Source organism: Arthrobacter sp. 01N444 (assembly GCF_056399305.1).
Genome location: NZ_JBFTRB010000007.1, coordinates 71,561 through 96,816, shown reverse-complemented (window position 1 = coordinate 96,816; position 25,256 = coordinate 71,561). Strand labels below are relative to the sequence as shown.

The window sequence follows — 25,256 nt, the reverse complement described above, 5'->3', positions numbered from 1 at the left end:
GAACCGGTGGCCATGGTCTTTCAACCATAGCCACCGGTTACCGGTTTTCGCGGCTAACTAGCCCTTGAAACGCGGGAACGCGCTGCGGCCGGCGTACCGTGCGGCGTCGTCGAGTTCCTCTTCGATGCGCAGCAGCTGGTTGTACTTGGCCACGCGCTCGGAGCGTGCCGGGGCACCGGTCTTGATCTGTCCCGCGTTGGTGGCAACGGAGATGTCAGCAATGGTGGTGTCCTCGGTTTCGCCGGAGCGGTGTGAGGTGATGGTGGTGTAGCCGGCACGCTGGGCCAGGGAAACGGCGTCCAGGGTCTCGGTCAGGGAACCGATCTGGTTGACCTTGACGAGCAGCGAGTTCGCGGTCTTGGTGTCAATGCCGCGCTGCAGGATGGCCGGGTTCGTGACGAAGAGGTCATCGCCCACGAGCTGGACCTTGTCGCCGATGGTGTCGGTGAGGGTCTTCCAGCCTTCCCAGTCGTTCTCATCCAGCGGGTCCTCGATGGACACGAGCGGGTAGTCGGCCACGAGCTCGGCGTAGTAGGCGCTCATCTCGGTGGCGGAAAGGGCCTTGCCCTCGAACTGGTACGCGCCGTCCTTGAAGAACTCGGAGGAGGCGACGTCCAGGGCCAGGGCGATGTCCTTGCCCGGGGTGTAGCCGGCGTTCTTGATGGCTTCCTGGATCAGGTCCAGGGCGGCACGGTTGGACGGCAGGTTCGGCGCGAAGCCGCCCTCGTCACCCAGGCCGGTGGACAGGCCCTTGGCCTGCAGGACGGACTTGAGGTTGTGGTAGACCTCGACGCCCCAGCGCAGGCCTTCGGAGAAGGTCTCGGCGCCGATCGGGACGATCATGAATTCCTGGATGTCCACGTCGGAGTCGGCGTGCGAGCCGCCGTTGAGGATGTTCATCAGCGGCACGGGCAGGACGTGCGCGTTGGGCCCGCCCAGGTACTTGTACAGCGGCAGGTCAGCGGAGGCGGCGGCGGCGTTGGCCACGGCCAGGGACACGCCCAGGATGGCGTTGGCGCCGAGCTTGCCCTTGTTGGGGGTGCCGTCCAGGTCGATCATGGCCTGGTCGATGCTGCGCTGGTCGGTCGCGTCGAAGCCGGTCAGGGCCGGGGCGATCTGGTCGATGACCGCGTCGACGGCCTTCTGGACGCCCTTGCCGAGGTAGCGGCCCTTGTCGCCGTCGCGAAGTTCAACGGCCTCGTGCTCGCCGGTGGAAGCGCCGGAGGGAACTGCTGCGCGGCCGATCTGGCCGTCCGAGAGCAGGACTTCAACTTCTACGGTCGGGTTGCCACGGGAATCGAGGATTTCGCGGGCGTGGATGGCATCGATAAGCGCCATGGATATGCTCCTTTGGGTGAAGCGATCTGCAGGGAATCTGACTGCTTGGACTCTGGCTGTACATCAAGCGGAAAAGCCGACGTCGTCGTCGCTACTAGCGTAGTCGAGAGCGGGATAAGTTACGGAAACCTATCCAATCCCCGGACGTCATGATGGTGCCGCTACCGTGCCGACTCTAGTCTGCCAGCGCTATTGTGCCGAGGGCCGGGGGCCGGTGCTGTCCTGGAACCGGCGCAGGGCGCCGCGGAGGGCGCGTTCGGCGTCGAGCCCGCCGGCCCGGGCAGCGGCCACGATCCCGAACAGCAGGTCGCCGAGTTCCTCCTCGGCGGCCGGGAGGTCGACGGCGGTTCGGGCGGCGGTTTGGCCGGCGGCCGCTGCCATACCCGCGCGTTCGGCGCGGTCCAGGAGCTTTTGGGCCCGCGCGAGGGCCGGCAGCGCGGCGGGAACCCCGTCGAAGACGTGGCCGCGTTCGGGCCTCTCGGCCTTCTTGACGGCGTCCCATTTCAGGACGATCTCCTCCACCGTTGCCGGGAAGGAATCCTGCAGCGAGCCGTCGGGCCGGAACACGTGCGGGTTGCGCCGGATCATCTTGGCCTTCAGGCCCCGGGCGACATCGCCCAGGTCAAAGGCGCCGCGTTCCTCGGCGAGCCGGGCGTGGAGCACCACCTGCAACAGGACGTCCCCCAGTTCAGACTGCAGTTCCGCGTCGCCGGCGCCGGTCTCGATGGTCTCGGCCACTTCATAGGCCTCCTCCAGGAGGTACTCCACGAGGGACTCGTGGGTGAGGGCACCCATCCAGGGGCAATGCTCGCGCAGGGCCGCTATCAGCCCCAACAGCTCCCCGACCTCGCAAGCTCGGCCGGGGACCCCTGCCGCTGTGGGCCCAGCGAGCCCCTGGACGGGTGATGTGTCCTCGTTAGCCAAGATCGGAGTAGGCCTCGTTGATGTATTCGACCAGGGCTTCCTTCTCCTCGAGCGGCAGGAAGGCGGCCTCGGCCGCGTTCAGCGTCAGCTCCAGCAGGTCATCGAGGTCGTAGTCGAACGTCTCAACCAGGAGTTCGAACTCGTCGGTCAGCGTCACGCCGCTCATGAGCCGGTTGTCGGTGTTGATGGTGACGTTGAAGCCGAGCTGGTAGAGCATGTCCAGCGGGTGGCTTTCGATGCCCTCACCGAAGCCGGCAATGGCACCGGTCTGCAGGTTGGAGGAGGGGCAGATCTCCAGGGCGATGCCACGGTCCCGCACCCAGCTGGCGAGCTCGCCCAGGGTCACCATGCCGATGGTGTCGTTGACGGAGTCGTCGAAGCCTTCGGCGTCGGCGGCCTCTTCGTCCTCTTCGAATTCGATCGTGACGTCCTCGGCGATCCGGACGCCGTGGCCCAGGCGCAGGGCCCGGCCGTCGACGAGGGCCGACTGGATGCTTTCCAGGCCGGCGGCTTCGCCGGCGTGGACGGTGGCCGGGAAGTTGTGCTGGGCCAGGTAGGTGAAGGCGTCCTTGAAGCGGGACGGCAGGAAGCCGTCCTCGGCGCCGGCGATGTCGAAGCCGACGGCACCGTTGTTGCGGTGGCGGACGGCCAGTTCGGCGATCTCCTGGCCGCGGTCGGCGTGGCGCATGGCGGTGATGAGCTGGCCCACCTGGATATCGCGGCCGGTCTCTGCCACGGCGTCCACTCCAGCTTCGAGGCCGGCCTGCACGGCTTCGACCACGTCGTCCAGGCTCAGGCCCTTCTGCAGGTGCTGTTCGGGCGCCCAGCGCACCTCGCCGTACACGACGCCGTCGTCGGCCAGGTCTTCGACGAATTCCTTCGCGACGCGGAACAGGCCCTCCTTGGTCTGCATCACGGCGATGGTGTGGTCGAAAGTCTCCAGGTAGCGGACCAGGGAGCCGGAGTCGGCGGATTCGCGGAACCACTCCCCCAGTGCAACGGGGTCCGTGGACGGCAGCGTGTGGCCGACGGCCTCAGCAAGTTCAATGATGGTGGCCGGCCGGAGTCCGCCGTCCAGGTGGTCGTGAAGGGAAACCTTGGGAAGGCCCTTCAGGTCGAAGTCGAGGTCAGGGGCAGCGTCAGGAATAGTCTCAGTCACGTTCCAACCATAGGGTCGCCGGGCGCCGGAAGCTACTTTCCGGACGCTCCGGACTCAGCGGACGGACCGGCCAGCATCGTGCCGTGCAGCTCGGAAGCACGCTCACCGGAGGCGGGTTCGGTGGCGTATTCGGTCTCGGAGGGGACCGGACTGGTGTCGTGGCGGCCCAGGCGCTTGTGCCACCAGCGCAGGAGATGGTCGATGAGGACACCGAGCACAATGGCGAATACCACCGCGATGCCCGCGCTGAGCAACGGGTTGTGGTGCAGCCACGGGAAGGAACTGGCCAGGACGCCGATGCCGATTGAGTAGGCCACCCACGTCAGGCAGGCAAAGCCGTCAAGGAAGAAGAACCGGCGGTGCGGAAACGCCGTCGTGCCTGCCACGTAGTTGACGGCGACACGGCCCCACGGAATGTACCGGGCGGTGAAGATCAGGACGGCGCCGCGCTTTTCAAGTTCGTAGTGGGCCCAGCCGAACACCTTTTGGACCTTCGGTTTGCGCATCCAGCGGAACCGCTCGAGGCCAATCTTGCGGCCCAGCATGTAGGCCATGTTGTCGCCGGCCATGGCTCCCACGAGGGCGGTGAGGCCCAGGATCCACAGGTTGGGCTGGCCGCTGTGCACGGAGTACGCCGCCAGGGCAACGATCAGGGTCTCGCTGGGGACCACCATCGCGAAGCCGTCCACGAAGAAGAAAACCAGCAGGAGGGGGTAGATCCACCACTGGCCAGCGGCATGGAGCACGGCCTCGTTAATGAACTCCATGCAGGTGGTGCTCCTTGATGACTGGGAACGGACAACTAAGCCGTATCGTACTCGCGATGACAGTGGGTAGAACCATGGACGAAACTTTGCACGACGTGCGGCCAACAAACGTGACCCAAATCGCTCCTAAGTGTCCCATGGGCGGGCCCAATCCGCCTAGGACTCGGCGGGCGGCACGGAATGCGTCGGTTCCTCCGGTGCGCGGCCGCGCACCCTGCTGATCACGCGGTCCAGGACGACGCCCAGGACGATCGCGCAGACGATGGCAATGGCCGCGCCCAGCACGTGGTTTTCCTCAAACCACGGACCAACAGTCAGGCCGATCCCCACCGAGTAGCCGGCCCAGAGCAGCGCCGAGAGCACCGTCAGGCTGACGAATCTGCGCCACGGGTAGTGCGTGGCGCCGGCGGTCAGGTTAACGGCCACCCGCCCGATCGGGACGAAGCGCGCCACAAGGATCAGTGAGGCGGGCCGTTTCCGCAGTTCCCGGCCGGCCCAGCGGAAGGCCGCCTGCATGCGCGGGCCGCGCTGCCACGCCCAGCGCCGGGTTCCGGTCCCGCGGCCGATCAGGTAAGCCATGTTGTCGCCCACCAGGGCCCCTGCGGCAGCCGTTGCGACCAGGAGCAGAGGGTTGGGGACGCCCGCAGTGGCGGCGACTGCAGCCAGGCCCACCACCACCGATTCGCTCGGAATCGGGGGGAAGAACCCGTCGATCACGCAGCAGGCGAAAACCAGGACGAGGACCCAGGGTTGCCCTGCGGCGGCGAGGATGAAGTCATTGATTGCCTGCACAGCTTCCTAACGCGCGGCGGGGCCAGATCTATCCAAGCGCAGGCTCGGCCGGAGCCGGGCCTGCGCTTGACGGGTACTGCTGTGAAGTCAGTGTAACGCCGGCTCCGGCCGCCGCTGCCCTCTCCCGTACGGCTGTTATCCCCAGGGTTTGGGCACCGTAAGGGATAGGGCAACGGGCTTAGGCGATGCGGTCGATGATGAGCTTCTGGGCGGGCCGGGAGCCCTCGGGGGCGATCACGGCGGCGTGTTCGAGCGCTTCCTTGGCACGCTCGAACTTCTCCGGTGTGTCCGTGAGCAGGGTCATGAGCGGTTCGCCTGCCTTGACCGTGGCGCCGGGCTTGGCGTGCATCCGCACCCCGGCACCGGCCTGGACCTGGTCCTCCTTGCGGGCGCGCCCGGCACCGAGCCGCCAGGCAGCGACGCCGACGGCCATCGCGTCGAGCTCCACCAGGACACCGTCGGCCGGGGCGTAGATGACCTCGGATTCCTTGGCGACCGGGAGCTTGGCGCGCGGGTCTCCGCCCTGGGCCTCGATCATCCGGTTCCAGACGTCCATGGCCCGGCCGTCCCGGAGTGCTGCCCGGGGATCGGCGTCGCGGATGCCGGCGCACGCCAGCATTTCCTCCGCGAGCCGGACGGTGAGTTCGACGACGTCGTCCGGGCCTCCGCCGGCGAGGACCTCCACGGATTCCTCGACCTCGATCGCGTTGCCCGCGGTCAGGCCCAGCGGCGTGTTCATGTTGGTGAGCAGGGCCACCGTGTTGACGCCGGCGTCCTTGCCCAGGGCCACCATGGTTTCGGCCAGTTCGCGGGCGCGGGCCTCGTCCTTCATGAACGCGCCGCTGCCCACCTTGACGTCGAGCACCAGCGAGCCGGTGCCTTCGGCGATCTTCTTGCTCATGATCGAGGAGGCGATCAGCGGGATGGCCTCCACGGTCCCGGTGACATCGCGGAGCGCGTAGAGCTTCTTGTCCGCCGGGGCCAGCCCGGCGCCGGCCGCGCAAATGACCGCGCCGACGTCCTGGAGCTGGGCCATCATTTCCTCATTGCTCAGGGCCGCACGCCAGCCCGGGATGGCCTCGAGCTTGTCCAGGGTGCCGCCGGTGTGGCCGAGGCCGCGGCCCGAGAGCTGCGGCACTGCCACGCCAAACACCGCTACAAGCGGAGCCAGCGGCAGGGTGATCTTGTCCCCGACGCCGCCGGTGGAGTGCTTGTCCGACGTCGCCTTCACGCCGCCGTCGGGCCGCCGCAGGCTGGAGAAGTCCATCCGCTCGCCGGAGGCGATCATGGCCGCCGTCCAGCGGGAGATCTCGGCCCGGTCCATGCCGTTGAGCAGGATGGCCATGTTCAGGGCGGCCATCTGTTCGTCGGCGATGGCGCCGCGGGTGTACGCGTCGATTGTCCAGTCGATCTGGGCCGGGCTGAGCACACCCTTGTCCCGCTTGATGCGGATGATGTCGACGGCGTCGAACGCTTCACTGTTGGGGGGGTTCTGAGTCGTTTGTGTCACCGGGGTTCCTCCAGGTGTTGGGGGCCAAAGGCATCGGGAAGGACCTGGTCCATGGTCTTGATTCCCTGCGTGGTCATGAGCTCCATGTCCGGAGCCCGGAATTCGTAGAGCAGCTGGCGGCAGCGCCCGCACGGCATGAGGACATTCCCGCCGGCGTCGACGCAGTAGAAGGCGCGCAGCAATCCCCCGCCGGTCATCTGCAGGTTGCCCACCAGGGCGCACTCGGCGCACAGGGTCAGCCCGTAGCTGGCGTTTTCGACATTGCAGCCGCTGACGATCCGCCCGTCTCCGGTGAGGGCCGCGGCCCCCACCGGAAACTTCGAATACGGCGCATAGGCGTTCTTCATGGCGGACACTGCCGCAGCTTCGAGTGCAGCCCAGTCGACGTCGATGCTGTCCATTCTCAGCCCTTGATGTACGGTATGCCGTCAGCGGCCGGCGGCCGGGAGCGGCCGACGAGCCCGGCCACGGCAAACACGGTCACCACGTACGGCAGCATGGCCATGAACTGGCTCGGCACCGGGGTGCCGATGATCGTCACGATGCTCTGCAGGTTGTCGGCGAAGCCGAACAGCAGCGCGGCGAAGAACGCCCCGATCGGGTTCCAGCGGCCCAGGATCATGGCGGCGAGGGCAATGAAGCCGCGCCCGCCGGAGATTTCCTTGGTGAAGCTGTCGATCGCCACGAGGGTGAAGAACGATCCGCCGATCCCGGCGACGGCGCCGCCGAGCGTGACGTTCCAGAAGCGGGTCGCGTTGACCTTGATGCCCAGGGTGTCGGCCGCCTGCGGGTGCTCGCCCACGGCACGGACGCGCAGGCCCCACTTCGTCTTGAACAGTGCGACCCAGATCACGATGACTGCCACGTACATCAGGTAGCCCACCACGGACTGCTTGAAGAGGATGGGCCCGATCACGGGGATGCTGGACAGGACCGGGATATCGATGATGGGCAGCTCGGCGGGCGAGTTGTACTTCTCCGGATCGGACTGCATCACGGTGGTGAACAGGAAGCCGGTGAGCCCGGAGACCAGGACGTTGAGCACGACGCCGACGATGATCTGGTTGACCACGTACTTGATGCTGAACACTGCCAGCACCACCGACACAAGGGCGCCCGCCACGGCCGCCGCAAGCAGGCCCAGGTAGGGGTTGTGCGTCAGGCTGGCGACGAGCGCGGCCGTGAAGGCACCGCCCAGGAGCTGGCCTTCGATGGCGATGTTGACGACGCCGGCGCGTTCGCACAGTACACCGGACAGGGAGCCGAAGACGATCGGCACGGCGAGGGTCACGGATCCGGCGATGAGGCCGGCCAGCGAAATACTGGGGGTCCGGGCGCCGCCCACCACCCAGATCAGGAAGGCGACCACGAACACGACCGTGAACACGGCCGGCACCCAGCGCGGGGGCCGCCGGTTCGCTCTCGCCTTCAGGACCAGGGCGTAGCCCGCGAGGCCCAGCAGGATCAGGGAGAGCACCATGCCGGACAGGAATGCGGGTACTTCGATCGCCGGGAGCTGGAAGAAGTCTCCGCTGGATGAAACGCCGAATTTGGCGTTCGCCTGCGGGCCCAGCAGTCCGAAGAAGATGAACGCTACGGTGGCCAGCACCGCGAGCGTGACCGGCAACTTCCAAGTCACGGGCTTGGCGGACACCGTCGGCCTGTGGTTCTTCTCCGGCTGGGGTTTTCCTTCAACGGGCGAGGTTGCTGTTGTGCTCATGCGGCACCTCCGGTGGTTGCGGCCTGCTTGGTTTTGCCGGCGGTCGCGGCCTTCTTCTTGCGCGGGTTGAGTCCGAAGATCGCCCGGACCAGCGGCGGCGCCGCGATGAACAGCACGATGAGTGACTGGACCACGAGCACGATGTCGATCGGAGTTCCGGTCTGGATCTGCATCTGGACAGCGCCTGCGCGGAAGGCCCCGAACAGCAGGCCGGCGGCGAAGGTGCCCCATGGCGAGGACCGTCCCAGCAGCGCGACCGTGATCGCGTCAAAGCCGTAGGTTGCCGCGACACCGTCGGTCAGGACCTTTTCGGTGCCCGCCACCTGTGCCACGCCGGCCAGGCCTGCCAGGCCACCGGCAATGGTCATCACCAGGATGGTGGCCCGGGAGACGTTGATGCCGGCGGTCAGGGCTGCCTTGGGGTTGGCCCCGACGGCACGGAATTCGAAACCGAGCGTGGAGCGGTTCAGCAGCCACGAAACAAACACGGTGGCCGCGATGGCCAGCAGGAATCCCAGGTGCAGCCGGTACTGGCTGCCGAAGATCAGCGGGTACGCGGCGCTGGGGTCCACGATGGGCGATATCGGTGTGTCCGCCCCCGGACGCTGGAACAAGTCAGTGTCGAGCAGGTAGCGCAGGAAATAGAGTGCGATGTAGTTGAACATGATGGTCACGATGACCTCGTGGGCGCCGGTCCGGGCTTTGAGCACGCCGACGATGCCGCCCCAGACGGCGCCGCCGATGACGCCGGCCACCAGGACCAGCAGCAGGTGTATCCCCAGCGGCAGGTGCAGCGCGAAGCCGACCCATGAGGCGAGGATGCCGGCCATGATGATCTGGCCCTGCGCACCGATGTTGAACAGGCCCGCGCGGAAGGCCAGGGCGACGCCGAGGCCGGCGGTGATCAGCGGGGTGGCGATGGTCAGCGTCTCCATGAGGGGGGCGAACTGTCCGGCCACGCCGTTCCCGCGGGGGTTGAAGACCGCGCCCTGGAAGAGGGCGACGTACGAATCGGTGGCGGCGGACCAGACGGCGATGAGGAAGTCACTGGGCCGGGCAAAGAGATAGCCCGCCGTGGTGCCGACAACCTTGTCCGTCATGGCGATGAGCAGGCCGCCGAGGATCAGTGCGAGCAGCACCGCCAGGATGGTCACGATGCCGTTGCCGGTGAAGATCTTGCGCAGCAGCGACTCCTCTTCCGGGGCACCCGGAAGAGCTCCGCTCTGGGTCGAGACCGGAACGGCCGATGGCTGGTGGGCGCCGCCCGCGGTGTCCAGCGAGGTGACGAAGTCTGCATCGTCCTCGAGCGGTTCAGGCTCCACGTCGGTGGCCTGCGATGCCGGAAGTCGGTCCGGGTCCGGTGCGGCCGCGGACCGCGGCTCGGTGTTGTCACTCATGGGGGTCTCCTACGGCGCCGGAGCCGGGCTCCTGCACGGACGGGGCGGCGGGGGCCGGGTTCATGGCCGGCTTCGTTGCGGGGTTTTCGGCCGGGGTTTCTGCTGCGTTCGCGGCCGGGTTTTCAGAAAGGGATCGGGCCGAGTGCCTGCCTGCGGCGTCGGTCTGGGCCTCGTCCGGGGAAACGCCGGCCATCATCAGGCCCAGGACGTCGCGCCCGGTGCCGGCCGGGACGATCCCGACCAGCCGGCCCTTGTACAGCACGGCGATCCGGTCGGCGAGTTCAATCACCTCGTCCAGTTCGGTGGAGACGATCATGACGGGCGTGCCGTGGTCCCGCTCCGCGACGATCCGCTTGTGCAGGAACTCGATGGAGCCCACGTCCACGCCGCGGGTGGGCTGGGAGGCGATGAAGAGCCGCAGCGGCCGGGAGAGCTCCCGGGCCATGACGACCTTCTGCTGGTTGCCGCCGGACAGGGTGCCGGCTGCCAGCGAGCCGGACGGGGTGCGGACGTCGAATTCCGCGATCCGGGTCTTGGCGTTCTCCAGGACCTTGGCCGGGCTCATGCTGATGCCCTTGGCGAACGGCGCCTGGTCATAGCGGTCCAGGATCAGGTTCTCGGCGATGGAGAACGTGCCGATCAGCCCGTCGAGGGAACGGTCCTCCGGGACGAATCCGACGCCGGCGTTGAGGACCTCCTTGACGCTGCGGCCCACGAGTTCTTCGCCGTCGAGGGTGATCGAGCCGTGGACCCGCTCGTGCAGGCCCAAAATGGCTTCGGTCAGTTCCGTCTGGCCGTTGCCCTGGACGCCGGCGACGGCGAGGATCTCGCCGCGGGCGATTCCGAAGCTGATCCCGTCCACCACGTGCTGGCCGTTGGGGGCGATGACCGTGAGGTCCTTGACCTCGAAGGTGGTCTCCTGCGGATTCGCGGGAGCCTTGTCCAGGGTCAGGCTCACGGCCCGGCCCACCATCATGGAGGCCAACTCGGTGGTCGAGGCGCCGGGATCGGCCGAGCCCACTACCTTGCCGCGCCGGATGACGGTGATGGTGTCCGAAACGGCCTTCACCTCACGCAGCTTGTGGGAAATGAAGACGATCGAGGTGCCGTGGCTCTTGAGCTGGCGCATGATGTCCAGCAGTTCATCGGTGTCCTGCGGGGTCAGCACGGCCGTGGGCTCATCGAGGATGAGCACCTTGGCGTCGCGGACCAGTGCCTTGATGATCTCCACGCGCTGCTGCACGCCCACGGGGAGGTCTTCGATCAGCGCGTCGGGGTCGACGTCGAAACCGTACCGGTCCGAGATCTCCCGGATTTTCCGGCGGGTGTCATCCAGGTCCAGGAATCCGCCGGTCTTGGTGGTCTCCGCTCCCAGGGCAACGTTCTCCGCGACGGTGAAGACGGGGACCAGCATGAAGTGCTGGTGCACCATGCCGATGCCGGCCGCCATGGCGTCGCCGGGGCCGCGGAACGTGACCGGTTTGTCGTCGATTAGGATTTCGCCCTCTGTGGGCTCGTACAGTCCGTAGAGGACGTTCATCAGCGTGGACTTGCCAGCGCCGTTCTCACCGAGCAGACAGTGGATCTGCCCGGGTTCAACAACCACATCGATGTGATCGTTCGCTACCAGGGAGCCGAAGCGTTTGGTAATGCCCTTGAGTTCAAGTTTCAAAACTCTGACCAATCTCGAGGTGTCCGGACGGCTTGGTCCGGACGCGTAGGGGCGCTGCAGCACCAGCTTAGTGCCTGGGATCTGAGGCACTAAGGGCCGCAACGAAAAGCGCCACAGCCCGTGCGGTGGTGACCGGACGGGCCGTGGCGCTTAGCGGAGGAAGTTAGGCTTTCGGGCTGGCTGCGGATTCAACCTTCAGCTTGCCGTCGGCGATGTCCTTCTTGATCTGGTCCAGGTCGGACTTCAGTTCGGCCGGAACCTGGGAATCCATGTCGTGGAACGGGGCAAGCTGGACGCCGTCGTTCGCGAGGGTGCCAACGTACGGCTTGTTGGTGAACTGGCCGTCCTTGTCCTGCTTGACGACCGTCTCGACGGCCTCGCCCATCTGCTTCATGACGGAGGAGAGCATGATGTCCTTGTAATCCGGTGCCGTGAGGTAGCCGTCGGAGTCAACCCAGATGAGCTTGACGTCCTTGCCTGCTGCCTTGGCTTCCTGCAGGGCCGCGCCGGCACCCTTGCCGACCGGACCGGCGACGGGCATGACGATGTCTGCGCCCTGGTCCAGGAAGTTCTGGGTGAACTGCTTGCCCTTGTCCTGCTTTTCGAAGTCACCGGTGAAGGAGCCGTCCTGCTTGGCCTTGTCCCAGCCGAGAAGCTTGACGTCCTTGCCCTTCTTCTCGTTGTAGTACTTCACACCGTCGGCGAAACCGTCCATGAAGATGGTGACCGTGGGGATCTTGATGCCGCCGAACGTGGCGACCGTCCCGGTCTTGGTGGTGCCGGCTGCGAGGTAGCCGGCCAGGAATGCTGCCTGGGCGGTGTCGTAGATGATCGGCTTGACGTTGGCGACCGGGGTGTCATAGCCGAAGTCGATGATGGCGAAGTGCTTGTCCGGGTTCGCGGTGGCCTGGGACTTGGTGGCGTCGCCGAGCAGGAAGCCGACCGTGATGGTCAGGTTGCAGCCGGCGGAGACCATGGCGCGCAGGTTCGGTTCGAAGTCGTTGTTGGTCTTGGACTCGGCCTGGTTCATCTCGATGCCGAGATCCTTCTTGGCCTTCTGCAGTCCCTCGTAGGACGACTGGTTGAACGACTGGTCATCGAATCCACCCGAGTCGGACACGATGCAGCCCGTGTAGTTGCTGGCGGTGTTGGTGGCGGTGCTGGCCTCCGGGGCAGCTCCGCAGCCGGTCAGCAGGAGTGCAGCCGCGCCCGCGGTGGCAACGCCGGCCATTGATCCGCGCTTAAAGGTGGCACGCAGAGAGTTCTTCAATTTTCCTCCAGGAAGAAAGAGTAGGCGCTACGACGGAAGTTCAATGAGTGTCTGTCTGCGGTGTTCCGCTGATCTCTGTTGTCACTGATGGATTTCGCAGCACTGCGCCGAGGCGCACTTATGCAAGCTACTGTAGTGGCCTGCGCCACGTCCCGATAACACACGTCCCGGCGAATGCCCAGATTGTTGAGAACTTGTTACCTAGAGGTAGCCGGTGCCCGCCGCGACCACAGACGCCTCCGGCGCCGGTCCCCGCAGGAACCGGCGCCGGAGGCGTATGTGGCGGCACGGCGATTGCCGGGTGTCCGGCTACAGCCGCACGAGCATCTTGCCGGTATTGGCGCCGTCGAGCAGGTCCATGAAGGCCTGCGGGGCGTTCTCCAGCCCGTCCACCACCGTCTCGTCGTAACGGACCGTTCCGTCGGCCAGCCAGCCGGACATGGTCTCGACGAACTCGGCCATGTGCTGCCAGTAGCCGCCCACCAGGAAGCCCTTGAGCGTCAGTTGTTTGCCGATCGCCAGCATGAGGTTCCGCGGCGCCGGCGTCGGTTCGGTCGCGTTGTACTGGGCGATGGCCCCGCACATGGCCACCCGGCCACCGACCGTGAGGGCGGACAGCGCGGCTTCGAGGTGCTCGCCGCCGACGTTGTCGAAGTAGACGTCGATCCCGCGCTCACCCGCGGCCGCGGCGAGCTGTTCCGCCACGGGGCCGTCGTGGTAGTTGAACGCGGCATCGAAGCCGAGTTCGAGCAGGCGTGCCACCTTTTCCGGCGAGCCGGCGCTGCCGATCACCCGGGACGCGCCCATGGCCTTGGCGATCTGCCCGACGAGCGAGCCGACCGCGCCGGCGGCGCCGGAGACGAACACGGCGTCGCCGGGCTTGAATTCCGCGACCTTCAGCAGTCCCGCGTAGGCGGTCAGCCCGGTCATGCCGAGGGCGCCGAGGAATGCTGACGCGGGGGCCAGATCGGTGCGCGCCACCGTGGTGGCCGCGGCATCGACGACGGCGTATTCGCGCCAGCCGAGGCCGTGCACCACCGTGTCGCCCACAGCGCGGCCTTCGGCCCGGGATGCGATCACTTCGCCGACGGCGCCGCCGTCGAGGGCGGTATCCAGCGCAAACGGCGCGGAGTAGGACTTGACGTCGTTCATGCGTCCGCGCATGTACGGGTCCACCGAGATGAACAGGTTGCGGACCAGGACCTGGCCGTCCTGCAGTTCGGGCAGCGCCGACTCGGCGAGGCGGAAGTTCGCCGGGACGGGGCGGCCGTGGGGGCGGGACGCCAGCTGGATCTCGCGGGTGGTGGCGGGAAGGGTGAGAGTTTCGGTGTTGTTGCTCATGCGGCTACCTCCAGGATGGTGATGTCGACAGTGATGTTGCCGCGGGTGGCGTTGGAGTACGGGCAGATCTGGTGGGCCTTGGCCACGAGGGCCTCGGCCGTGTCCCGGTCCACGGCGGGCAGGGCGATCTCAAGTTCGGCGGCCAGACCGTAGCCGGCACCGTCCTCGAGAGCGCCGAAGTGGATCTTGGCGGCGACGGCGGAGTCCGTCAGGTCGGCGCGCTCCTTGCGTCCCACCAGGCGCAGGGCGGAGTGGAAGCACGCGGCGTAACCGGCGGCAAAGAGCTGTTCGGGGTTGGTGCCCGCGCCGTCACCGCCGAGTTCGACCGGGCTGGCAAGGGTGACGCTCAGCTTGCCGTCCTTGCTGATGGCGGTGCCGTCGCGGCCTTCGCCTGAGGCCAGGGCCTCTGCTGTGTAAAGGGTCCTCATGGTGATTCCGTTCTGTCGGCGGGAAGAAGGGGTTCAGCGGGGAACTCGCCGGAAGCCTGCGGAGTCGCCGTAAACTTCCGGCGAGCTGGCACGCCTCCCGCGATTTCGACGTCGGCCGTGGGGGCCGGGGAAGGGTGGTGGAGGGGGAAGGGCTTAAGGGAAGGGCTTAGTGGGAGGCGTGGAGCGCGTTCGTCAGCCGGCCCAGGGTGTCGCGGAGCTGGTCCAGTTCCGCGGCGGTGAGCCCGGCGGCGTCCGCCAGGCGCTGCGGGATGCCGCTGGCCTTGGCGCTCAGGGCGGCGCCGGCGCCGGTCAGGAAGATCTCCACGCGGCGCTCGTCCTCGGCGGAGCGGCGGCGCTGGACGAGTCCGAGCGCTTCGAGCCGCTTGAGCAGCGGCGAGAGCGTGCCGGAGTCCAGGCCCAGCTCCTCCCCCAGTTCACGCACGCTGCGCGGCTCCGCTTCCCAGAGCACCAGCATGGCGAGGTACTGCGGGTAGGTCAGGCCGAGCTCCTCGAGCATGGGCCGGTAGGCGGCCGTGGCGGCACGTGAGGCAGAGTACATCGCAAAACACACCTGCCGGTTCAGGCGGAGCGCTTCCGGGCCGCCCGTGCGGGCCTCTTCTGACGTGGTCATGACTCCACCGTACCGCACAATTTAGTTGCGTGCAATTCAGTTGTGCACAACTGAATTGCGGAGCGGGAACCGGCATCGACGTAGAAGGGGCCGCCGCGGCACGATTCCCCGCCGCTGCCGCCGAGTTTCCCCACGTTTGACGGGTGCCGACGGCGTGTCGGCCCGCACCGCCGGCGTGTCCCGGCGTCGTGCCGGAATAGGTGGGGAAACTCCGTGCGGCGGTCCTGGCCGGGTGCAGCAGGGCGGGCCCGGTGTAGGGGCCCGGGCGGAACGGCTTACAGGTCGCGGATGGTGCGCAGGGCCGCCGCCGTGAGCACCTGGATGCCCAGGCCCAGCGCCCGCTCATCGACAATGTAGTCGCCGCGGTGCAGGTCGTATTCTTCCCCGCCTGGCGTCTTCGTGCCGAGGCGCATCATGGCGCCGGGGGTGTCGGCCAGGAACCAGGCAAAGTCTTCCCCGCCCATGGACTGCGGGGTCAGGACCACGGCGCCCTCGCCGATTTCGGCGCGGGCCGCGGCCTCGATCAGCGCGGTCTCGTGCTCGGAGTTGACCACCGGCGGCACGCCGCGGGTGTGTTCCAGGTGGACATCGACGCCGTACGGCTCGGCGACCTGCCGGATGATGTCGTCGAGCAGCTCGCCGGCGTCGTGCCAGGCGTCGCGGTCCAGGCAGCGCATGGTGCCGGCCATGTAGCCGCTGCCCGGGATGGCGTTCGGGGCCGAGCCCGCGGAAATCTGCCCCCAGACCACGGACACGCCGCTGCGGACATCGACGCGGCGCGAGAGCACTGCGGGAACGTTGACCGCGATCTGCGCCAGGGCGAAGACCAGCTCCTCGGTCAGGTGCGGGCGCGAGGTGTGGCCGCCGCGGCCGGAGAGTTCAATCTTGATGGTGTCCGAGGCGGAGGTGATCGCCCCGATCCGGGTGCCGATCTTGCCGATCTCGATCCGGGGGTCGCAGTGCAGCGCCAGGATGCGCGGCACGCCTTCCAGGACGCCCTGTTCGATGCACGAGGTGGCGCCGCCGGGCATGGTTTCCTCGGCCGGCTGGAAGATGATCCGGACGGTCCCGCTCAGCGGGGACGCCTCGTGCATGCGCTGCAGGACCAGCGCGATCCCAAGCATGGTGGCAGTGTGGACGTCGTGGCCGCAGGCATGGGTCACGCCGTGGTTCTTCGAGGCGAACTCAAGGCCAGTTTCCTCGATGATCGGCAGGGCATCGATATCCCCGCGCAGTGCGGTGGCGATGGGACCCTGCCCGACGTCGACCGTCAGGCCCGTGCCCTCGAGGCGGCGCGGCTTGAGCCCGGCTTCCTCGAGCCGTTTCGCCAGCTTGTCGGTGGTGCGGAACTCCTTGAACGAAAGTTCCGGATGCGCATGGAGGTCGCGGCGGAAAGCGATCAGCTCCGGCAGGAGGGGCTCCAGCCACGGCCCCACGAGAGTCGTGGGCTCAGCTTCAGTCGAATAGTTGCGCACTGAATAACTCTATCGAGCGGCCAAAGAATAGCGGCATCGGGTACGGCGCGTTACGGATTGCTGAACATTGCACAGGCCGTGATCCGCTCCCCTCCGCCTACAGGACGTCGGTGTCGCCCTTGGCCTTGATGGCATCCACGGCCTGCTTGACCCGCTGCGAGTGCTCCTTGGTGGTGACCAGCAGGGCGTCCGGGGTGTCAACGATCACGACGTCCTTGATGCCGATCAGGGCGATCACCCGCTTGGTATCGGAGACCACCACGCCGCTCGCGTTCTCGGTGAAGACGCGTGCGCCTTCGCCCAGGACCGTGACCTCGTCGACTTCCTTGGCGCTGTTGAGCCGGCCCACGGAGGCGAAGTCCCCGACGTCGTCCCAGAGGAACGTTCCGGGCACCACGGCGACGTCGCCGGCGGCCGCGGCGGGCTCGGCGACGGCGTAGTCAATGGCGATCTTGGGCAGCGTGGGCCACACCCGGGCCGTGACGGCGTCGCGCTCCGGAGTGTCCCAGGCCTTGGCGATCTCCTGGAGTCCGGCGAAGAGCTCGGGCTGGTTGGCTTCGAGGTGCTTGAGCATCAGCGAGACCGGGGCCACGAACATGCCCGCGTTCCAGACATATTCGCCGCTGTCGACGTACTCCTGGGCCACTTCCTCGCTGGGCTTCTCCACGAACTCCACCACGGACTGCGCACTGGGCGCGTCCGGGATGTGGAGGTTCGCGCCGGAACGGATGTAGCCGAATCCGGTGGAGGGATGGGTCGGCTTGATGCCGATGGTGACGATCTTGCCCGCGGCCGCGGTGTAGACGGCTTCACGGACGGCGTCCTGGAAGAGATCGTCCGGGCTGATGACCTGGTCCGCGGCGAACGAGCCCATGATGATGTCCGGGTCCCGCTCGTGCAGGATGGCCGCGGCGAGGCCGATCGCAGCACCGGAGTCCTTGGGTTCGCTCTCCAGGACCAAGTCGGCTTCCAGGACCTCAGGCAGCTGGCGGCAGACGGCTGCCCTGTGGGCGGAGCCGGTCACCACCAGCACGTGCTTGCCGGCGACGGGCTGGAGGCGGTCATAGGTCGCGCGCAGCAGAGTACTGCCCGAACCGGTGAGGTCGTGAAGGAATTTCGGGGCCGCTGCCCGTGACAGGGGCCAGAGGCGGGTCCCCACCCCGCCCGCCGGAATAACCGCAATAAAACGGTCCAGCGGTGAATCCTGGCTTGTCACTTTGTCTGTAGTCATCACGGCTACTTTAGCCGACGGCGGCCAATTCGGTCCGAATTGGGCCGGGATCAGGCCCTTCCGGCGCCTGCGACCACGGTCAAATGTGGCGTTCGTCTCAAAACAAACGCAAAACCGCGCCGGGGCCTGTCAACAAGGAGTTCCCAAATTGAATAAGCTGTGAGCGAAGCCTAGATTTAGGCTTGAGCTTACGAGTGCTCTCGCAGCAGGCGTTCCCCCCGCGTGGATCCCATGCCAGCGCCGCTGTGTTGCAGGGAGGTTTATTCAGTGCCGACAAAACCAGCTGGCACCTTGTACCGCGGCCGTGAAGGCATGTGGTCCTGGGTTGGACACCGCATTACCGGTGTAGTGATTTTCTTCTTCTTGTTGGTCCACGTGCTGGACACCTCATTGGTGCGTGTGTCCCCCGAGGCCTACACCGCAGTGATTGGTGCCTACAAGAACCCCCTCATGGCCCTGGGTGAAACGGGCCTTGTCGCGGCGATCGTGTTCCACGCCTTCAACGGCCTGCGGATCATCGCCGTCGACTTCTGGAAGAAGGGTGCCAAGTACCAGCGTCAGATGCTCTGGACGGTCCTGGGCCTCTGGGTCGTCGTCATGGTCGGCTTCTCCATCCGCCACCTGTCCCTCGCCCTTGGAGGTCACTAAGCCATGACTGCAACCATTCAGAGTCCACGCAGTGGAAAACCCGGTAGCGGAAAGATCCAGCCCAAGTACCGCCGCACTGGCGGTTCCAAGGGCAACTTCGAGATGCTCGCCTGGCTCTTCATGCGCCTCTCCGGCGTCGTGCTGGTGGTGCTGATCTTCGGCCACCTGACGGTGAATCTGCTGGTCGGCGAGGGCATCCACGCGATCGACTTCGGCTTTGTGGCCGGCAAGTGGGCCGACCCGTTCTGGCAGTTCTGGGACCTTGCCATGCTGTGGCTCGCCATGCTGCACGGCACCAACGGCGTCCGCACGATCATCAATGACTACGCAGAGAAGGACGCAACGCGCCTTTGGCTGAAGATTGTTCTCTATGCGGCCACCACGGTCATCATCATCCTGGGCACCCTGGTCATCTTCACGTTCAATCCGTGCCCCGTGGCCAACGGCGTCCAGCTTCCCGGCGGTTTCTGCCCCGCGCCATAAGGGCCCAGCCGTAGCGGCGGAACCGCCGCGGACAGCAGCCCGTCCGGGCAGGAATCCGCGGTCCGTCACGGCAACTGATCTTGCCTGCCGAACGCAGGCGCAGATTGCACGAGACTTCACCGGGCAGGCGCGGCCTGCCGGTGGTTTATAGCGAATTTTGAGAGAAAGAGCGTCTGGTATGCAGGTCCATAAGTACGACGTCGTGATCGTCGGTGCCGGTGGCGCCGGGATGCGCGCGGCGATCGAATCAGGTCAGCGCGCCCGAACAGCAGTACTGACCAAGCTCTACCCCACGCGGTCCCACACCGGCGCGGCGCAGGGCGGCATGTGTGCAGCCCTGGCCAACGTCGAGGAAGACAACTGGGAGTGGCACACCTTCGACACCATCAAGGGCGGCGACTACCTGGTTGACCAGGACGCCGCCGAGGTCATGGCGAAGGAAGCGATCGACGCCGTCCTGGACCTGGAAAAGATGGGCCTGCCGTTCAACCGCACGCCCGAGGGCCGCATTGACCAGCGCCGCTTCGGTGGCCACACCCGCGATCACGGCAAGGCACCGGTCCGCCGCGCCTGCTACGCCGCCGACCGCACCGGCCACATGATCCTGCAGACCCTGTACCAGAACTGCGTCAAGCACAACGTCGAGTTCTACAACGAGTACTACGTCCTGGACCTGCTGACCGTCGAAGAGGACGCTGTCCGCGAGGACGGCACGCCGTACAAGCAGAAGCGCGTGGCCGGCGTCGTGTCCTACGACCTCGCCTCCGGCGAGCTGCACGTCTTCCAGGCCAAGTCCGTGGTGTTCGCCTCCGGCGGCGCCGGCAAGGTCTTCAAGACCACCTCCAACGCCCACACCCTGACCGGTGACGGCATGGGCATCGCGTTCCGCCGGGGCATCCCCCTGGAGGACATGGAATTCTTCCAGTTCCACCCGACAGGTCTGGCCGGCCTGGGCATCCTGCTCTCCGAGGCCGCCCGCGGCGAAGGCGCGATCCTGCGCAACTCAGAGGGTGAACGCTTCATGGAGCGCTACGCGCCCACCATCAAGGACCTCGCCCCGCGCGACATCGTGGCCCGCTCCATGGCCAACGAAGTCCGTGAGGGACGAGGCTGCGGCCCGAACAAGGACTACGTCCTCCTGGACCTGACGCACCTTGAGCCTGCACACATCGATGCCAAGCTGCCGGACATCACCGAGTTCGCCCGCACCTACCTGGGTGTGGAGCCGTACACGGAGCCGGTTCCGGTGTTCCCAACGGCCCACTACGCCATGGGCGGCATCCCCACGAACATCAGCGCCGAGGTCCTCCAGGACAACGACACGGTGGTCCCGGGCCTCTACGCCGCCGGCGAGGTCGCCTGCGTCTCCGTCCACGGCTCCAACCGTCTGGGCACCAACTCGCTGCTGGACATCAACGTGTTCGGCAAGCGCGCCGGTATCGCCGCCGCCGAGTATGCCAAAACCGCCGACTTCGTGGAGCTCCCCGTTGACCCGGAGGCCTACACGCTGAACCTGCTGGAGCACGTCCGCACCTCTGACGGCACCGAGAAGGTCGCTGCGATCCGCAAGGAACTGCAGGACACCATGGACGCCAACATGCAGGTGTTCCGCACCGCCGACACGCTGAACCAGGTCCTGAAAGACATTGCCTCCTTCGAGGAGCGGTACCAGCGCATCAGCGTCCAGGACAAGGGCAAGCGCTTCAACCTGGACCTGCTCGAGGCCGTGGAGCTGGGCTTCCTGCTCGAGCTCGCCAAGGTCATGACCGTGGCGGCCCTGCACCGCGAGGAATCCCGCGGCGGCCACTTCCGCGAGGACTTCCCCGAGCGCGACGACGAAAAATTCATGAAGCACTCCATGGCGTACAAGGATGACCACGCCCCGGCGGACGGTTCCGCCGAGTCGATTGCCGGCATCCGGCTTGCCACCAAACCGGTGGTCTTTACGCGCTACGAGCCGATGGTGAGGAAGTACTAAGATGAGCGCTGAACTCGCTGAGCCAGCATCCAAGATCGAACTGCCCGCCGGCGTCGGCGGGGGCGGGGAAATCCCGTCCTTCGACGTCACGCTGCGCGTGCGCCGCTACAACCCCGAGGTCTCCGAGGACGCCACGTGGGATGACTTCAAGGTCACCATGTACGGCACCGACCGTGTCCTGGACGCCCTGCACAAGATCAAGTGGGAGATGGACGGCAGCGTCTCCTTCCGCCGTTCCTGCGCCCACGGCGTCTGCGGCTCCGATGCCATGCGCATCAACGGCCGCAACCGCCTCGCCTGCAAGACCCTGCTGAAGGACCTGGACACGTCCAAGCCCATCACGGTCGAGCCCATCAAGGGCCTGCCGGTGGAGAAGGACCTGATCGTGGACATGGAGCCGTTCTTCCAGTCCTTCCGCGAAGTCATGCCGTTCCTGATCAACCGTGGCCACGAGCCCACCAAGGAACGCCTGCAGTCGGCCGAGGACCGCGAACGGTTCGATGACACCACCAAGTGCATCCTGTGCGCCGCGTGCACCTCGTCCTGCCCGGTGTTCTGGACCGACGGGCAGTACTTCGGCCCGGCGGCGATCGTCAACGCGCACCGCTTCATCTTCGATTCCCGTGATGACGCCGGCGACATGCGCCTGGAGATCCTCAACGACAAGGAAGGCGTGTGGCGCTGCCGCACCACCTTCAACTGCACCGAAGCATGCCCCCGCGGCATCCAGGTCACGCAGGCAATCGCTGAGGTCAAGCAGGCCATCCTGTCCCGCAAGGTCTAAGGACCGGTTCCACCGGCCCGCATTACCGGCTTCACCTTCAGTAGTTACCGACGACGGCGCCTCTCACCTTTCGGGTGGGGGCGCCGCCGTCGTTTCCGCCCTCAATGATTCGCCCTCACACGAAAGGGGACACTTTGTCCCACTCAGAAAAAGTCTCGTTCCTGGGTTCCACCGGCGAGCGGCTCTCCGGCGTGCTGGACCTGCCGGAGGGCCCGGTCAAGGGCTGGGGTGTGTTCTCGCACGGCTTCACCCTGGGCAAGGACAGCCCCTCGGCGTCGCGGATGTGCAAGGCCCTGGCGGACAACGGCGTGGGCATGCTCCGGTTCGACAACGTGGGGCTCGGAGAGTCGGCGGGAATGTGGTCGGAGGGGTCCTTCAGCCACAAGGTTGCCGACACCGTCAAGGCCGCCGAATTCATGCGGGACTCAGACCGCCGGGTTTCCCTGCTGGTGGGCCACTCGTTTGGCGGCGCGGCCGTCCTGTCCGCCGCGCGGCAGATCCCGGAGCTTAGGGCCGTGGCCACCGTGGGTGCCCCCTTCTCCCCCAAGCACGTGGCCCACGTCTTTGACGCGGCCCTGGACCGCATCCTGAGCGAGGGAAGCGCCGAGGTGGACCTCGGCGGCAAGCGGGTGGAGATCCGCCGGCACTTCGTCGAGGATCTCGAAAACGCGGACCTGACGGACTGCATCCGGCAGCTGCACAAGCCGCTCATGGTGCTGCACTCCCCCACCGACAATACGGTCGGGATCGAAAACGCCAGCACCATCTTCCAGACGGCACGCCACCCGCGCAGCTTCGTCTCGCTGGAGGGCAGCGACCATCTCCTGACCGGCAAAGGCCAGGCGGCCCGTGCGGCGAAGATTATTTCGGCGTGGGCCGACCAGTACCTCGACGCCTGAACGCGGCGGCCAGCGGCCTGCGGCGGACCCGCGGCTCGACCGGGGTTTTACCCGGCTGGACGCGCCGGGCACCCCAGCCGGTGGTCGCGGCGGCGGGCCCGGCCTTGAGGTCCTCTTCCCGGATCGCCACCCACGCGGCGCAGATCACGTAGACCTGGCTGACCAGGTTGAACCAGATCAGCAGGCCGATGATGATGGCGAAGGGCGCCAGAATGGGGTTCTTGCCGGCGCTGGCCAGCAGCTGGGTGCTGAAGATCTGGAGGATGGTGGTGCCCACCGCGGCGAGAGTGGTCCCTTCCAGCAGGGAGCGCCGGGCCGGCTTCAGCCCGGCGGCCACCCGGTACATGATCACGGCGGTGCCCCAGCCGAGCAGCAGCGGGACGAGGATCGTGACGGAGGTCGTCAGCGGCCCGGCAACTATCGGTTCGAGGCCCAGCTGCCCGGTAACCCATCCGGCGGCCGTGCCGAAGATCAGCGAGGCGGCGGAGCTGACTACCAGGGCCAGCCCCATCAGCAGCAGCGTGCCGACGTCCTTGAGTATCTGCAGGATCGGATTCATCACCAAAGGGCCGAGCTGCATCATGCTCCGCATACCGTCGCGGATGCCGCTGATCCAGCCCAGGGACGTGAACACCGTCACCACGGCGGCGATCCCGGCGGCCCAACCCAGGCTGGTGGGGTTCAGCAGCGCATAGGGGTTAACCAGCCCCTCGCTGCCGTCGACCTGCAACAGGCCCGGCGCGGCGGCGGCCACACTCCTGATGACCTGGTCCAGCAGGGCGGGGTGGTCGCTGAGCACGAGGCCCGCCAAGGACAAGCCAGTGGCCAACAGGCCCGTGATGGAGAAAAACATCCGGAAGCCGATGCCGGCACTCAACAGCGGGCCACGCTGACGCAGGTAGTGCGAGTATGCGCGCAGGGGCAGCAGCATGTTCAGCCGGGCCAAGAGCCAGTTCATCATCGCGATCAGGGACGCGACCATGCCGCCGCCGGAGCGCCGGGTCCGGCCCCATTCGACCCTCTTGCGGATGACTTCCAGTTTCAGCCCGGCCAGATCGGTGGGGAGCGGCGGCTTATCGGGCGCCTGCGGTGCCGTCCGGGCCTCTGTCGTGGTCAGGTTTGGTCCCAAAATCAAGCTCTTCCCGTAGCTGCCAGATGCCGTTGTCATCGTGCTCGTAAAGTCCCATGCTAGCCACAGGAAACGTGGCCCTGTAATCCTTCAGGACCGTTTCGGCCTCGTCGAGGCTTTCCGGGGCAACATCGTGGGCCACGGTGACGTGCGGGTGGTAGCCGAACGGCAATTCCCGCTCCAGGGGGCCGGACTGCAGCTGGCGGTGCAGGTTCACGCAGTCCCCGAAGCCGTCCTCTACGTTCAGGAAGACCACCGGGGACACCGGCCGGAAAGACCCGGTCCCTGCGATGGTCACAGTGAAGGGCTCCTGCCGCCGTGCCACGTCCCGGACATGGCGCTGGGTCGCGGCCCAGTCCTTCGTCATGGTGGTGGTGACCAGCGTGATGTGGGCCGGGACGACGGCGGCCATGGGATCCCCGAAGGATGCCCGCCAGCGCTGGAGCTCCTCAGCGATGTCCGCCGGGAACCTCAGGATCACACCGATGCTGATGCCTTCGCTGCGCTGTCCGTTCGACGTGGCGGCTTTCGCGGTGACTTTGCTGACGGAGGACATTGACCTAGCGGACTCCCTGGGCGCCGGCATAGGGCAGGAAACCCACCTTGGCGTAGACGTCGCGCAGGGTCACCGAGGCAATCTCCCGGGCCTTGTCCGCGCCGAGGCCCAGCAGCCGGTCCAGCTCCGCGGGATCGTCCAGCAGCTCCTTGGCCCGGTTCCGGATCGGGGTCAGGTGCTCCGTGACCACCTCGGCGAGGTCCGCCTTCAGGTGGCCGTACATCTTTCCCTCATAGGCGGTGACGAGGGCGTCGACGCTTTGCCCGGTGATCGAGGAGTAGATGGTCAGCAGGTTGGACACCCCCGGCTTCGCCTCCCGGTCGAACCGGATCTCGGTCTCCGTGTCCGTCACGGCGGACTTGATCCGCTTGGCCGTGACCTTGGGCTCGTCCAGCAGGTTGATCAGCCCTGCCGGCGACTCCGCAGACTTGGACATCTTGGCGGTGGGGTGCTGCAGATCGTAGATCTTCGCGGATTCCTTCTGGATGAAGGGCTGCGGCACTGTGAACGTGTCGCCGAAGCGGGAGTTGAACCGCTGGGCCAGGTCACGGCTGAGTTCCACGTGCTGGCGCTGGTCCTCGCCGACGGGGACACCGTGCGGCTGGTACAGCAGGATGTCCGCTGCCTGCAGGATGGGGTAGGTGAACAGCCCGACGCTGGCGTGGTCGGAACCCTGTTTGTGCGCCTTGTCCTTGAACTGGGTCATCCGGGACGCCTCGCCGAAGCCGGTGATGCAGTTCAGGACCCACGCCAGCTGGGCGTGCTCGGGCACCTGGGACTGGACGAAGAGCGTGCACTTGTCGACGTCGACGCCGCCGGCAATGTACTGCGCGGCCGTGACCCGGGTGCGGTGCGCCAGCTCGGCAGGATCCTGCGGAACGGTGATCGCGTGCAGGTCCGGGATGAAGAAGACGGCGTCGTACTCGTCCTGCATCCGGACCCAGTTCACGAGGGCGCCGAGGTAGTTGCCAAGGTGCAGGGAGTCGGCGGAGGGCTGCATGCCGGAGAGGATGCGGTGCCCGGCCGCGGTGGCCGCAGAGGCGTCCTTCGCGGTGGCAGTCTGAGCGTCGGGGGCGACGCCGGCCTGGGCCACAGTGGTCGCAGTTGAAGTGGTGGTCATTCGT

General features: G+C 66.7%; 24 protein-coding genes. 5 read left to right on the top strand and 19 right to left on the bottom strand.

Going from position 1 to position 25,256, the window contains the following annotated elements; genetic code table 11:
• Window positions 1–57: 57 nt before the first annotated feature.
• The 16 genes from eno to AC1DKN_RS10530 all read right to left on the bottom strand — a co-directional run bounded on the left by eno (window position 58) and on the right by AC1DKN_RS10530 (window position 17,655).
• Window positions 58–1,338 (bottom strand): phosphopyruvate hydratase, encoded by a 1,281-nt coding sequence (gene eno / locus AC1DKN_RS10605; RefSeq protein WP_018774732.1) that lies wholly within the window; start codon window positions 1,336–1,338, stop codon window positions 58–60.
• Between the two features lie 189 nt (window positions 1,339–1,527).
• The gene (locus AC1DKN_RS10600) at window positions 1,528–2,133 is read right to left on the bottom strand and encodes a MazG nucleotide pyrophosphohydrolase domain-containing protein (protein WP_476871290.1); all 606 of its coding nucleotides are present in this window, start codon (window positions 2,131–2,133) and stop codon (window positions 1,528–1,530) included.
• 121 nt (window positions 2,134–2,254) lie between these two features.
• Window positions 2,255–3,421 carry an adenosine deaminase gene (locus AC1DKN_RS10595; RefSeq protein ID WP_243180079.1) on the bottom strand — a complete coding sequence of 389 codons (1,167 nt, stop codon included), beginning with the start codon at window positions 3,419–3,421 and terminating at the stop codon, window positions 2,255–2,257.
• A gap of 32 nt (window positions 3,422–3,453) precedes the next feature.
• Window positions 3,454–4,188 carry a DedA family protein gene (locus AC1DKN_RS10590; RefSeq protein WP_476871236.1) on the bottom strand — a complete coding sequence of 245 codons (735 nt, stop codon included), beginning with the start codon at window positions 4,186–4,188 and terminating at the stop codon, window positions 3,454–3,456.
• 156 nt (window positions 4,189–4,344) lie between these two features.
• A complete protein-coding gene (locus AC1DKN_RS10585; RefSeq protein WP_476871235.1) occupies window positions 4,345–4,980 on the bottom strand; it encodes a DedA family protein in 636 nt (211 codons plus the stop codon).
• Window positions 4,981–5,158: 178 nt separating this feature from the next.
• The gene (locus AC1DKN_RS10580; RefSeq protein ID WP_476871234.1) at window positions 5,159–6,490 is read right to left on the bottom strand and encodes a thymidine phosphorylase; all 1,332 of its coding nucleotides are present in this window, start codon (window positions 6,488–6,490) and stop codon (window positions 5,159–5,161) included.
• Window positions 6,487–6,891, bottom strand: a complete 405-nt coding sequence (locus AC1DKN_RS10575; RefSeq protein WP_476871233.1) for a cytidine deaminase — start codon at window positions 6,889–6,891, stop codon at window positions 6,487–6,489. Before AC1DKN_RS10575 ends, AC1DKN_RS10580 begins: the two co-directional genes overlap by 4 nt.
• Before the next feature lie 2 nt (window positions 6,892–6,893).
• Window positions 6,894–8,210 carry an ABC transporter permease gene (locus tag AC1DKN_RS10570; protein ID WP_223914190.1) on the bottom strand — a complete coding sequence of 439 codons (1,317 nt, stop codon included), beginning with the start codon at window positions 8,208–8,210 and terminating at the stop codon, window positions 6,894–6,896.
• Window positions 8,207–9,607, bottom strand: a complete 1,401-nt coding sequence (locus AC1DKN_RS10565; protein WP_476871232.1) for an ABC transporter permease — start codon at window positions 9,605–9,607, stop codon at window positions 8,207–8,209. The genes AC1DKN_RS10570 and AC1DKN_RS10565 overlap by 4 nt, the downstream gene beginning before the upstream one ends.
• Window positions 9,600–11,279, bottom strand: a complete 1,680-nt coding sequence (locus tag AC1DKN_RS10560; RefSeq protein ID WP_476871231.1) for an ABC transporter ATP-binding protein — start codon at window positions 11,277–11,279, stop codon at window positions 9,600–9,602. The genes AC1DKN_RS10565 and AC1DKN_RS10560 overlap by 8 nt, the downstream gene beginning before the upstream one ends.
• A 163-nt stretch (window positions 11,280–11,442) precedes the next feature.
• Window positions 11,443–12,549, bottom strand: coding sequence for a BMP family lipoprotein (locus AC1DKN_RS10555; protein ID WP_476849114.1), 1,107 nt, complete (start codon window positions 12,547–12,549; stop codon window positions 11,443–11,445).
• Window positions 12,550–12,858: 309 nt separating this feature from the next.
• Window positions 12,859–13,890 carry an NADP-dependent oxidoreductase gene (locus AC1DKN_RS10550; RefSeq protein WP_476856597.1) on the bottom strand — a complete coding sequence of 344 codons (1,032 nt, stop codon included), beginning with the start codon at window positions 13,888–13,890 and terminating at the stop codon, window positions 12,859–12,861.
• Window positions 13,887–14,318: an organic hydroperoxide resistance protein gene (locus tag AC1DKN_RS10545; protein ID WP_476871230.1), complete on the bottom strand. Its 432-nt coding sequence runs from the start codon at window positions 14,316–14,318 to the stop codon at window positions 13,887–13,889. Before AC1DKN_RS10545 ends, AC1DKN_RS10550 begins: the two co-directional genes overlap by 4 nt.
• Before the next feature lie 166 nt (window positions 14,319–14,484).
• Window positions 14,485–14,949 carry a MarR family winged helix-turn-helix transcriptional regulator gene (locus AC1DKN_RS10540; protein ID WP_476871229.1) on the bottom strand — a complete coding sequence of 155 codons (465 nt, stop codon included), beginning with the start codon at window positions 14,947–14,949 and terminating at the stop codon, window positions 14,485–14,487.
• A gap of 275 nt (window positions 14,950–15,224) precedes the next feature.
• Window positions 15,225–16,424, bottom strand: coding sequence for an amidohydrolase (locus AC1DKN_RS10535; RefSeq protein ID WP_476849117.1), 1,200 nt, complete (start codon window positions 16,422–16,424; stop codon window positions 15,225–15,227).
• A gap of 97 nt (window positions 16,425–16,521) precedes the next feature.
• Window positions 16,522–17,655 (bottom strand): mannose-1-phosphate guanylyltransferase, encoded by a 1,134-nt coding sequence (locus AC1DKN_RS10530; protein ID WP_026537818.1) that lies wholly within the window; start codon window positions 17,653–17,655, stop codon window positions 16,522–16,524.
• 267 nt (window positions 17,656–17,922) lie between these two features.
• On the opposite strand from AC1DKN_RS10530, the gene sdhC reads away from it, so the two are divergent.
• The 5 genes from sdhC (at window position 17,923) to AC1DKN_RS10505 (ending at window position 22,447) form a co-directional block, all read left to right on the top strand.
• The gene (gene sdhC / locus AC1DKN_RS10525) at window positions 17,923–18,303 is read left to right on the top strand and encodes a succinate dehydrogenase, cytochrome b556 subunit (RefSeq protein ID WP_079553238.1); all 381 of its coding nucleotides are present in this window, start codon (window positions 17,923–17,925) and stop codon (window positions 18,301–18,303) included.
• A 3-nt stretch (window positions 18,304–18,306) separates the two neighbouring features.
• Window positions 18,307–18,786 (top strand): succinate dehydrogenase hydrophobic membrane anchor subunit, encoded by a 480-nt coding sequence (locus tag AC1DKN_RS10520; RefSeq protein ID WP_230008514.1) that lies wholly within the window; start codon window positions 18,307–18,309, stop codon window positions 18,784–18,786.
• A 178-nt stretch (window positions 18,787–18,964) separates the two neighbouring features.
• The gene (gene sdhA, locus AC1DKN_RS10515) at window positions 18,965–20,764 is read left to right on the top strand and encodes a succinate dehydrogenase flavoprotein subunit (RefSeq protein ID WP_476849119.1); all 1,800 of its coding nucleotides are present in this window, start codon (window positions 18,965–18,967) and stop codon (window positions 20,762–20,764) included.
• Between the two features lies 1 nt (window position 20,765).
• The gene (locus AC1DKN_RS10510) at window positions 20,766–21,548 is read left to right on the top strand and encodes a succinate dehydrogenase iron-sulfur subunit (RefSeq protein ID WP_026537821.1); all 783 of its coding nucleotides are present in this window, start codon (window positions 20,766–20,768) and stop codon (window positions 21,546–21,548) included.
• 134 nt (window positions 21,549–21,682) lie between these two features.
• Complete coding sequence (locus AC1DKN_RS10505) at window positions 21,683–22,447, top strand: alpha/beta hydrolase family protein (protein ID WP_079553244.1); 765 nt, start codon at window positions 21,683–21,685, stop codon at window positions 22,445–22,447.
• Here the strand turns inward: AC1DKN_RS10505 and AC1DKN_RS10500 are convergent.
• Genes AC1DKN_RS10500 through trpS form a run of 3 tightly spaced genes read right to left on the bottom strand, consistent with a single transcriptional unit; the run spans window position 22,410 to window position 25,252 of the window.
• Window positions 22,410–23,576, bottom strand: coding sequence for a YihY/virulence factor BrkB family protein (locus AC1DKN_RS10500; RefSeq protein ID WP_476871228.1), 1,167 nt, complete (start codon window positions 23,574–23,576; stop codon window positions 22,410–22,412). The two genes, AC1DKN_RS10505 and AC1DKN_RS10500, sit on opposite strands and share 38 nt — an antisense overlap.
• Window positions 23,521–24,132, bottom strand: coding sequence for a 2'-5' RNA ligase family protein (locus AC1DKN_RS10495; protein ID WP_223914197.1), 612 nt, complete (start codon window positions 24,130–24,132; stop codon window positions 23,521–23,523). Before AC1DKN_RS10495 ends, AC1DKN_RS10500 begins: the two co-directional genes overlap by 56 nt.
• Before the next feature lie 4 nt (window positions 24,133–24,136).
• The gene (gene trpS / locus AC1DKN_RS10490; RefSeq protein WP_476871227.1) at window positions 24,137–25,252 is read right to left on the bottom strand and encodes a tryptophan--tRNA ligase; all 1,116 of its coding nucleotides are present in this window, start codon (window positions 25,250–25,252) and stop codon (window positions 24,137–24,139) included.
• Between the last annotated feature and the right edge of the window lie 4 nt (window positions 25,253–25,256).